This window comes from Kitasatospora sp. NPDC091257 (assembly GCF_044757675.1).
GTDB lineage: Bacteria > Actinomycetota > Actinomycetes > Streptomycetales > Streptomycetaceae > Kitasatospora > Kitasatospora lactacystinica.
In genome coordinates this window covers 1-2794 of the sequence record NZ_JBIVVI010001177.1, presented here as the reverse complement: position 1 = coordinate 2794, position 2794 = coordinate 1, and the positions used below count along the sequence as shown (strand labels likewise).

Genomic DNA, 2794 nt, shown 5'->3' with positions numbered 1-2794 from the left:
GAGACCTTAGACAAGCCTCATCGTCCCAGTTCAGAAGGCACTTTCGCATTCCCGCCCACGATCCGGTCCCAGCCCGACGTGAAACGCGGAGGCTAACTCCGCGGCATTGGGCGACCGGTGTCCTGCCCATACAGGAGGCCGTGCTGCCTGAACATGGCCTCGGCTTCGCCTGGCGAGGGGAGGAGGAATTGGAGATGGTGGCGAGGGGGGATCCAGGCCGTTCTCGAAGGAGAATCCCATGTTGTATAAGGCTCCCGGTGTCTACGTGGAGCAGGTTCCCAGTGGTGTGCGCGTCATCGCAGCGGCCGCAACATCGGTCGCGGCTTTCATCGGCCCCACTGATACGCCTTTTGCGACCCCTCTGGTCCCGGAGAAGGTCAACACCTGGCAGGAGTACCTCGATCAGTTCGTCGACCTCACGGCCTCAGCCACCAAGCCGCAGATGACGAATGCGCTGTACGGCTGGTTCACCAACGGCGGCGGGCCGTGCTACATCCTCAACGTCGATCCCGCCTCCACGAATCTGGATGCGGCGCTGGACGCGTTGAAGGCCCAGCTGGATGTGACGATGGTGGCGGTCCCCGGCCTCGATGACATCACCGGCATCGACGCTGCCGGTCGGCCCCTTGCTCAGAAGGCAGTGGTGAACCACTGCGAGGCGATGGGGAACCGGGTAGCGCTGCTCGATCTGCCGAAGGGCACCATCCCGACGGACGCCGCGAACCTGGACCTGGGCCTGACCGGCCTTACGGCTTCCTTCGCGGCGGTGTACTACCCGTGGCTGCAGGTACCGAGTGCGTACGATGCCAGTCCGGTGCTGATTCCACCGAGCGGACATGTGGCGGGGACGTGGGCACGCACCGATGCCGACCGCGGAGTGTACAAGGCCCCGGCCAACGTGGCCGTCAACGGCCTGCTCGACCTGGAATTCACCCTGACCGACGACCTTCAGGGCCCTCTCAATGACAAGGGCTTCAACTGCCTGCGGACTTTCCCTTCCCAGGGCAGCCTGGTGTGGGGGGCCCGGACTCAGGCCGTGACCGACGTGGACTGGCGCTACCTGAACGTCCGGCGCTACGTCAATTTCCTGAGCGACTCCATCAAGCAGTCCACCCAGTGGGCCGTCTTCGAGCCCAACAACGCAGACCTGCAGGCCAGGGTCCGCGGCACGGCCACCAGTTTCCTCACTGACCAGTGGCGCAGCGGCGCCCTGGTCGGAAAGACCGCGGCCGATGCGTTCTATGTCGTGTGCGATGAGACGAACAACACTCCCGCGACCATGGCCCAGGGCCAGCTCATCTGCGACATCGGCGTGGCACCGACTCGGCCGGCTGAGTTCGTCGTGTTCCGCATCACCCAGACCTACGGCGCCTAGAGGCCCGACTCCTAGAGGAGCTAAGAGATGACTACCGGTAATACGCTGACGCCGTTCCGTTTCGCCATCGACCTGGGAAACTATCAGGTGGAGACGGTGCAGGCCGTCTCTGGCCTGCAAATCGCTGAAGATGTCATTGCGGTGACCCAGGTGAGCCCGAGCGGTGAACTGATCTACCGGAAGCAGCCGGGTGCTCCCCAGAGCGGTCAGGTGACAGTCACTCGGGGGATGGACAAGAGCACGCAGTTCACGAACTGGCTCAAGGCAACCTTGCTGGATGCGAATCTGGACGGCGCTCGGCAGCATGTGACGATCAAGATGATCGACGCGCAGAAGAACGTGGTGCGCCGTATCGGACTGGTCAACTGCTGGGCCAGTGCATGGAGCGGCGCAGATCTGCAGGCTGATGGGAGCGGTCCGGCGTTGGAGACGGTCACGCTTGAGTTCGAAGACATCACGGTTGAGCCGTAATGACGACCCAGATGGCCTACCAGACTGATCAGCTGACGGAGGGTGGCGCAGAGCCGCTGCGGACGGAGTTCGAGTTCGATCTCCCGATGGGATACGTGGACCAGGCTGGCCGGGTCCACCGGAACGGTGCCATGCGCCTGGCCACCGCACGTGACGAGCTGTCTCCGTTGATGGATCAGCGAGTGCGAGAGAATCCCGCCTACTTGGGGGTAGTGCTGCTCAGTCTCGTGATCACTCGCTTGGGCGAGGTGCGCCACGTGAGCGCTGAAGTCGTGGAGCAGCTGTTCGCCGCGGACGTGGCTTATCTGCAGCGTTTCTACGAGCAGATCAATGCTGTTGACCCTGAGGGCCCCGGAGCGGGTGAACGCCTGGGGGAATCCTGATCCACCCGGCGCGACGGCTCTATGAGGAGGTCGCATACCTCGCGTATCACTTCCACTGGCCGCCGGGTGATCTGCTCGATCTCGTACACGGAGACCGGCTCCGCTATGTGCGCGAAATCGGCCACATCAACACGCGTATCAACAGAGGCGGATGATCCACATGAGCCATGGCAGGTCAGTGCTGCCGAAGCAGGAGGTCGCAGAGGCCTTCAGCAAGGTTGAGCCAGTACTCGATCTGCAGGGCTTCCGTGATCGTCTGTCGGCCTGGCAGGTACAGTGGATGTCCCTATCGGGGCACGAACTGTCATGGACCTGCCTGACACGGATGCCTTACCCAGCGTGTGCGGCACGTCGGTCCAGTGGCGCACACGCGTTGGACGGAACGGGGCTCGGGCCTTTCCTTGTCTGGCGGTCGAGTCCTGACGAGCGCAAGGGGCCGTCGGCCGAGCGTCTGTCAGGACTGGTCGCGGATGCGAAGGTGAGTACAGCTGGGTACCGTACGCCCGGTCCTTCAGCGGCTTCGTCTTTCCTCACGCCGCCCCCCGTGGGGACTGGTGTCTATGAC

4 protein-coding genes are annotated in these 2794 nt (G+C 63.5%); all 4 read left to right on the top strand.

Annotated features, from left to right (window positions below; all coding sequences use genetic code 11):
* Positions 1-238 precede the first annotated feature (238 nt).
* From ACIQOV_RS35970 to ACIQOV_RS35955, 4 genes are read left to right on the top strand one after another with little or no spacing between them, the layout of a single operon-like run.
* On the top strand, positions 239-1375 hold the full coding sequence (locus tag ACIQOV_RS35970; RefSeq protein ID WP_331768669.1) for a phage tail sheath C-terminal domain-containing protein: 1137 nt from the start codon (positions 239-241) through the stop codon (positions 1373-1375).
* A 27-nt stretch (positions 1376-1402) separates the two neighbouring features.
* Positions 1403-1846: a phage tail protein gene (locus tag ACIQOV_RS35965; RefSeq protein ID WP_331768670.1), complete on the top strand. Its 444-nt coding sequence runs from the start codon at positions 1403-1405 to the stop codon at positions 1844-1846.
* Positions 1846-2229 carry a hypothetical protein gene (locus ACIQOV_RS35960; protein ID WP_331768671.1) on the top strand — a complete coding sequence of 128 codons (384 nt, stop codon included), beginning with the start codon at positions 1846-1848 and terminating at the stop codon, positions 2227-2229. The genes ACIQOV_RS35965 and ACIQOV_RS35960 overlap by 1 nt, the downstream gene beginning before the upstream one ends.
* A complete protein-coding gene (locus ACIQOV_RS35955) occupies positions 2226-2384 on the top strand; it encodes a DUF6760 family protein (RefSeq protein WP_331768875.1) in 159 nt (52 codons plus the stop codon). Before ACIQOV_RS35960 ends, ACIQOV_RS35955 begins: the two co-directional genes overlap by 4 nt.
* Positions 2385-2794: the final 410 nt, after the last annotated feature.

Coding starts and splice junctions, on each gene's coding strand:
- ACIQOV_RS35970 (WP_331768669.1), top strand. CDS start 239: ATGTTGTATAAGGCTCCCGGTGTCTACGTGGAGCAGGTTCCCAGTGGT.
- ACIQOV_RS35965 (WP_331768670.1), top strand. CDS start 1,403: ATGACTACCGGTAATACGCTGACGCCGTTCCGTTTCGCCATCGACCTG.
- ACIQOV_RS35960 (WP_331768671.1), top strand. CDS start 1,846: ATGACGACCCAGATGGCCTACCAGACTGATCAGCTGACGGAGGGTGGC.